Genomic DNA, 6,115 nt, shown 5'->3' with positions numbered 1-6,115 from the left:
CCGGCGCCAAGGTGCTGGGCCCCTTCACCGTGGGGGACAACGCCCGCATCGCCGCCGGCGCCGTGGTGCTCACCGCCGTACCCGCCGGGGCCACCGCCGTGGGCGTGCCCGCCCGGGTGGTGCGCATGGACGGCGTGCCCGTCCGCTACGCCGACTCCGTGGACCAGATCCACGTGGAGGACCCCGTCCGCCGGGAGCTGGACGGCCTCCGGGAGCGCCTGGCCCAATTGGAAGAACTCGTGGAACATCAGACCCATACAAAAGAAAGGACTGCCTGAATATGTATCTTTACAACTCAGCGACCCACAAGAAAGCGGAATTCACCACCCACACGCCCGGCCATGTGGAGATGTACACCTGCGGCCCCACGGTCTATCACTTCGCCCACATCGGCAACCTGCGCTCCTACATCATGGAGGATGTGCTGGAGAAGTACCTGCGCTACAGCGGCTACGACGTCAACCGGGTCATGAACATCACCGACGTGGGCCACCTGAGCTCCGACGCCGACACCGGCGAGGATAAGATGCTCAAGGGCGCCAAGCGGGAGCACAAGACCGTCATGGAGATCGCCAAGTTCTACACGGACGCCTTCTTTGACGACTGCCGCAAGCTCAACATCAAGCGCCCGGACGTGGTGGAGCCCGCCACCAACTGCATCCAGGAGTATATCAAGATTGTGAAGAAGCTCCAGGACACCGGCTACGCCTACTTTGCCGGCGGCAACGTGTACTTCGACACCAGCAAGCTCGCCCGGTACTATATCTTCAACGACCACGACGAGGACGATCTGGCCGTGGGCGTCCGGGAGGGCGTGGAAGAGGATGTGAACAAGCGCAACAAGAACGACTTCGTCCTCTGGTTCACCCAGTCCAAGTTCGAGGACCAGGCCCTCAAGTGGGACTCTCCCTGGGGCGTGGGCTATCCCGGCTGGCACATCGAGTGCTCCGGCATCTCCCTCAAGCACAACGGCGAGTACCTGGACCTCCACTGCGGCGGCATCGACAACGCCTTCCCCCACCACACCAACGAGATCGCCCAGTCCGAGAGCTACCTGGGCCATCCCTGGTGCCCCCAGTGGTTCCATGTCCACCACCTGAACACCGCCACCGGCAAGATGAGCAAGTCCAAGGGCGAGTTTCTGACCGTTTCCCTGCTGGAGGAAAAGGGCTACGACCCCCTGGTCTACCGGCTCTTCTGCCTCCAGTCCCACTACCGCAAGGCCCTGGTGTTCACCTGGGAGAACCTGGACAACGCCAAGACCGCCTACGAAAAGCTCATCGCCCGCATCGCCGCCCTCAAGGAGGGAGACGGCGCTGTGGACGAGGCCGCGGCGGAGCCTCTGCGGGCAAAGTTCAAGGCGGCCCTGGACAACGACCTGAATACGTCCCTGGCGGTGACCGCCCTCTACGACGTGCTCAAGGCCAAGACCAACGACGCCACCAAGCTGGCATTGCTGGGCGAATTTGACCAGGTGCTGAGCCTGGGCCTGCTGGACCACGCGGCCGCCAAGCGTGCCGAGGCGGCCAAGACCGCCGCCACTGCCACCGCCGGCGGCTACACCGTCACCGGTGAGGGCGACCCGGAGGTGGACGCCCAGGTGCTGGCCCGGGCGGAGGCCAAGAAGGCAAAGAACTTCGCCGAGGCCGACCGCATCCGCGATGAACTCAAGGCCCAGGGCATCGAGATCACCGACGTGCCCGGCGGCGCCGTCTGGAAGCGCATCTGAAGACCATGCTGAAAAGCGGAGCGGCAAAGCCGCTCCGCTTTTTTCTTCCTGCCCGGCCCACTCTTGACAGACAGGGGGAAAACGGGTACTATAAACGTCGAACAAGCCAATATACTGTGTGATTTTGGGGAAGGGCGGCGTGGTACATGGAACTGAACCGGGCGGTGGGGGAGAACATCAAGCGCATCCGCAAGAGCAAGAAGCTGAGCATGGAGCGCACGGCGCCATCGCGGGCGTGTCCCGCAGCATGCTGGGCCAGATCGAGCGGGGGGAGGCCAACCCCTCCGTGGGCGTGGTGGGCAAGCTGGCCCTGGCGCTGAAGGTGCCCGCCCAGGTGCTGCTGGAAAACGACGCCTTCGAGCCGCTGGAGCTGGTGCGGGAGCTGGACACCAAGCCCGTCCGGCTGGACGGGGGCAAGGTGGTGCTGCGGCCCTCCTTCCCCTACGACGAGGTGACGCGGCAGGAGACGTTTTTCCTGGACCTGTACATCAGCGGCCGCTACGCCCCGGAGCCGTCGGTGCCCGGGTGCGTGTGCCAGGCCACGGTCATGTCCGGGTCCGTGAAGCTGACGGCCCAGGACGAGGACTTTCAGCTTCTGGAGCGGGACGCCCTGCGCTTTGCGGCGGACCGGCCCTACCGGTTCGAGAATATGACCAATTCCACGGCCCGGCTCCATCTGAGCTACCGGTATTTGAAATAAGGAGGAGTTCCATGCATATCCGAACCGCCGTACAGGCGGATCTCAAGGCCCTGGCGGCGGTGGAGGCCGCCTGCTTTCCCCCGGCGGAGGCGGCGGACGAGGCGTCCATCGCCCGGCGCCTGGCGGTGTACCCCAACCACTTCTGGCTGCTGGAGGACGGGGACACCCTGGTGAGCTTCGTGGACGGCATGGTTACCGATGAGCCGATCCTCCGGGACGAGATGTACGACAACGCATCGCTTCATAACGAGCAGGGCGCCTGGCAGATGATCTTCGGCGTCAACACCATCCCCGCCTACCGGCGACGGGGCTGCGCGGGGCAGCTTCTAGAGCGGGTGGCCGCCGACGCCCGCTCCCAGGGCCGTAAGGGCTGCGTGCTCACCTGCAAGGAGGCCCTCATCCACTACTACGCCTCCTTCGGCTACCGCTGCGAGGGGGTGTCCGCCTCCACCCACGGCGGGGTGGTCTGGTACGACATGCGGCTGACCTTTTGACTTTTCAACAACGGATTGTGGAAAACGCCCCGGGATGCTCTGCATCCCGGGGCGTTTTTTCCCCGGCGCCGGTCACCGCAGACGGGGCCGGAGCCGCCGGCTCACCGCCACGGCCAGGGCCAGCTTCACAAGGTCCGGCACCACGTAGGGCGCCACGCACATGCCCAGCGCCGCCCCCAGGCCCATGGGGCCGGTGGTGCGGGTGTAGAGGGCCAGAAACCAGGCGGTGCCGAAGGCGTAGCACACCGCAAGGCCCGCGATGCAGCCGGCAAACACCACCGGCAGCGACTCCCCCAGCCAGGCGGTGGCCAGCCAGTACACGGCGGCGCAGAGCAAAAAGCCCAGAATGTAGCCGCCGGTGGTGCCCAGCAGGGCACCCGGCCCGCCCCGGAACCCGGTGAACACCGGCAGTCCCACCAGCCCCAAGAGCAGATAGGCCCCCACGGCAAAGGTGCCCCGGCGGCCCCCCAGGGTGGTCACCGCCGCAAAGACGCCGAAGGTCTGGAGCGTGAAGGGCACCAGAGGCGCCGGCATGGGCACCGAAATCCAGGCGCACACCGCCATCAGGGCGGCAAAGAGCCCCATATACGCAAGATCTGCCGTTTTCAGCCGCTGCACCGTCATCATGCAATTCCTCCCAGGTAGCAAACATGGGGACATGATACTACGGGAAAGGGCGGTTGTCAACCTTATGATTTATTAAGGTTAACAATTCCGGCAAAGCAAACCGCGGAGCAGAGCCCCGCGGCGTCTTTAAAGATGGGTGTTGGGACACACCTGCCGGATCTTGGCCTGAATGGACTTGAGGTCCAGGAAGGTCTCCGGCCGTTTGGAGAGGTCCCGCAGCAGGGCGGAGGGGTGGTAGATGGCGGTCATCCAGACGCCCTTTCGCTCGAACCACCGGCCGTGGTCGGCGGTGATGCGGAAGTCCTCCTGGATGAGGGCCTTGGCGGCGATACGGCCCAGGCACACGATCATCTTCGGCCGCAGCAGCGCCGCCTGCCGCCGCAAATACCCGATGCAGGCCGCCTGCTCGTCGGCCTGGGGGTCCCGGTTCCCGGGGGGACGGCACTTGACCACGTTGGCCACGTATACCTTCGTCCGGTCCAGGCCGATGATCTCCAGCATATCGTCCAGCAGCTGGCCCGCCGGACCCACAAAGGGCACGCCCTGCTCGTCCTCCCGCTGGCCCGGGCCCTCGCCCACCAGCAAAATCTCCGCGTCCCGGGCACCGTCCCCGAACACCACGTGGGTTCGCTTTTCGCAAAGGCCGCAGCCCCGGCACGCCAGGCACTCCGCCTCCAGACGCTCCCAGCTGTCCTCCATGGCGCGCCTCCTTTCTCGTTTGCATGTCTGTTTGGGATGAGAGATTCAGTATACCACACCCGCCGTCCCGGCGCAACGGAGGATAGTCCGCCGCCCCGCGGGGCACACTGGGACGGGAGGGATGCGCGTGGTATTTCTGCATTTTGTCACATACAGTTTTCTGGGCTTTTTGCTGGAGGGGGCTTACGCCGCCGCCACCGGGCAGGGGCGCTGGGACCGCCGGTGCTGTCTGCTGCCGCTGTGCCCGGTGTACGGGCTGGGGGTGCTGGCGGTGCTGGCGTGGCCCCAGGCACTGACCGGCGGCTTTTTTGCCCGGGCGCTGTGGGGCGGCGCCGCCGCCACGGCGGTGGAGTACGTGGTCCACTGGGCCTATGAAAAGGGCCTGGGGGTCCGCTTCTGGGACTACGGCGCCCAGCGGTGGAACCTGGGGGGACGGGTGTGCCTGCGGTTTTCCCTGGCCTGGGGGGCCCTGGCGGCGCTGACGCTGCCGCCCCTGGAGGCGGCGGTGGAGCCGCTCCTGGCCGCCGTGCCCCCCGCCGTCACGTTCTGCCTGGTGCTGCTGGCCACGGCGGACGGGGTGTGCACGGCCTATGTGCTCCGGCGCACCGGCGACATCGCCCTGCTGCGCTCAGGACTCTTTGCCCGTCCGGCGCTCCAGCCAGCAAAGGAGGTCCCGGTAGACGGCGTCCCGGCCGTCCTCGTTCAAGATCTCGTGGCGCATGCCCGGGTAGAGCTTGAGGGTGATGGACTTCACCCCCGCCCGGCGGAAGGCCCGGGCTGCCCGGCGCACGCCCCGGCCCGCGTCGCCCACCGGGTCCTCGGCGCCGGAGAGGAACAGCACGGGCACGTCCGGGTCCATGCGGTGGAGGTTGGCGGGGCGGGTGATGAACCAGATGCCCCAGAGCATTTCGCAAAAGAGCCCCACGGTGGGGTCCCCGCCGCACAGGGGGTCGGCCAGGTAGGCGTCCACGTTGGCGGTGGAGGCGGAGATCCAGTCCACGCCGGTGCGGTTGGGGGCGAAGCGGCGGTTGTAGGCCCCGAAGGCAAGGCGGGTCACCAGGTCGCTCACGCCGGTGGGGCCCACCCGCCGAAGCTCCCGGTCCGCCAGGGCCCGGGCGGCGGCTAATGTGGGGCCGGTCATGTGGCCCGTGCCCATGAGCACCGCCCCGTCCACCTGTCCCGGGCAGCGGATCAGGTCCGTGCGGGCCAGGAAGGAACCCATGGAGTGGCCCAGCAGGATCAGCGGCACGCCGGGGAACCGGGCGCGGATGTGCTCCCGGCACACCCGCAGGTCCTCCGCCGCCCACACCCAGCTGCCCCGGGGGCCGAAGTACAGCCGGGGGGCGCCGGGCAAAACGGAGGCCCCGTGGCCCAGGTGGTCGTGCCCGGCCACCGCGAAGCCGTGGTCGGTGAGAAACCGGGCCAGGGGCTCGTAGCGGCCGATGTGCTCGGCCACCCCGTGGCTGAGCTGCACCACGCCCACCGGCGGCACGTCCGGCGCCCACACCACCGTGTGGATGGGGGTCTTGCCGTCGGCGGAGCGGAAGATAAATTCACTGCGAACCATGGAAACGAGCACCTCCGTATGGTATAATTCCCTTATTCTATCAGCATCATAGCACAGCCGTCCGGGAAAAGCCAGACATTCCAATCGCTTCGGGGCGGACGGCGGCCGGAGCGGGGAAGGAGCAAGTCCATGGAAACTTATGTGATGGCACTGGACCAGGGAACCACCAGTTCCCGGGCCATTTTGTTCAACCGGGCGGGGGGCATCGTCTCCCGGGCCCAGCGGCCCTTCCGCCAGATCTATCCCCAGCCCGGCTGGGTGGAGCACGACCCCATGGAGATCTGGGACACGGAGCGGCG

The 6,115-nt window shown here is 66.9% G+C and carries 7 protein-coding genes and 2 pseudogenes; 6 read left to right on the top strand and 3 right to left on the bottom strand.

Going from position 1 to position 6,115, the window contains the following annotated elements; genetic code table 11:
- The 4 genes and pseudogenes from QZS13_RS09665 to QZS13_RS09650 form a co-directional block, all read left to right on the top strand.
- Positions 1 to 278 (top strand): annotated as a pseudogene (locus tag QZS13_RS09665) (serine O-acetyltransferase); the annotation flags it as partial.
- A 2-nt stretch (positions 279 to 280) separates the two neighbouring features.
- Complete coding sequence (gene cysS / locus QZS13_RS09660; protein ID WP_295588412.1) at positions 281 to 1,729, top strand: cysteine--tRNA ligase; 1,449 nt, start codon at positions 281 to 283, stop codon at positions 1,727 to 1,729.
- 235 nt (positions 1,730 to 1,964) lie between these two features.
- Entirely contained in the window at positions 1,965 to 2,429 is a 465-nt protein-coding gene (locus QZS13_RS09655) for a helix-turn-helix domain-containing protein (protein ID WP_295588410.1), read from the top strand.
- 11 nt (positions 2,430 to 2,440) lie between these two features.
- Positions 2,441 to 2,923 (top strand): GNAT family N-acetyltransferase, encoded by a 483-nt coding sequence (locus QZS13_RS09650; RefSeq protein WP_295588407.1) that lies wholly within the window; start codon positions 2,441 to 2,443, stop codon positions 2,921 to 2,923.
- A gap of 72 nt (positions 2,924 to 2,995) precedes the next feature.
- Here the strand turns inward: QZS13_RS09650 and QZS13_RS09645 are convergent, their stop codons facing one another.
- The gene (locus QZS13_RS09645; RefSeq protein WP_295588404.1) at positions 2,996 to 3,550 is read right to left on the bottom strand and encodes a biotin transporter BioY; all 555 of its coding nucleotides are present in this window, start codon (positions 3,548 to 3,550) and stop codon (positions 2,996 to 2,998) included.
- 126 nt (positions 3,551 to 3,676) lie between these two features.
- Entirely contained in the window at positions 3,677 to 4,249 is a 573-nt protein-coding gene (locus QZS13_RS09640; RefSeq protein WP_295588401.1) for a uracil-DNA glycosylase family protein, read from the bottom strand.
- Between the two features lie 121 nt (positions 4,250 to 4,370).
- Here QZS13_RS09640 and QZS13_RS09635 point away from each other — a divergent pair.
- Positions 4,371 to 4,757: pseudogene (locus tag QZS13_RS09635) on the top strand (putative ABC transporter permease); the annotation flags it as partial.
- Between the two features lie 120 nt (positions 4,758 to 4,877).
- Here the strand turns inward: QZS13_RS09635 and QZS13_RS09630 are convergent.
- Positions 4,878 to 5,816 carry an alpha/beta fold hydrolase gene (locus QZS13_RS09630; protein ID WP_295588399.1) on the bottom strand — a complete coding sequence of 313 codons (939 nt, stop codon included), beginning with the start codon at positions 5,814 to 5,816 and terminating at the stop codon, positions 4,878 to 4,880.
- A gap of 129 nt (positions 5,817 to 5,945) precedes the next feature.
- Here QZS13_RS09630 and QZS13_RS09625 point away from each other — a divergent pair.
- On the top strand, positions 5,946 to 6,115 hold a 170-nt coding region (locus QZS13_RS09625; RefSeq protein ID WP_295588415.1), incomplete at its 3' end, for an FGGY family carbohydrate kinase.

The sequence above is a fragment of the uncultured Oscillibacter sp. genome (assembly GCF_900546705.1).
Classification (GTDB): domain Bacteria; phylum Bacillota; class Clostridia; order Oscillospirales; family Oscillospiraceae; genus Oscillibacter.
The sequence above is the reverse complement of the archived record's forward strand: the minus strand, read 5'-3'. Positions and strand labels throughout refer to the sequence as shown.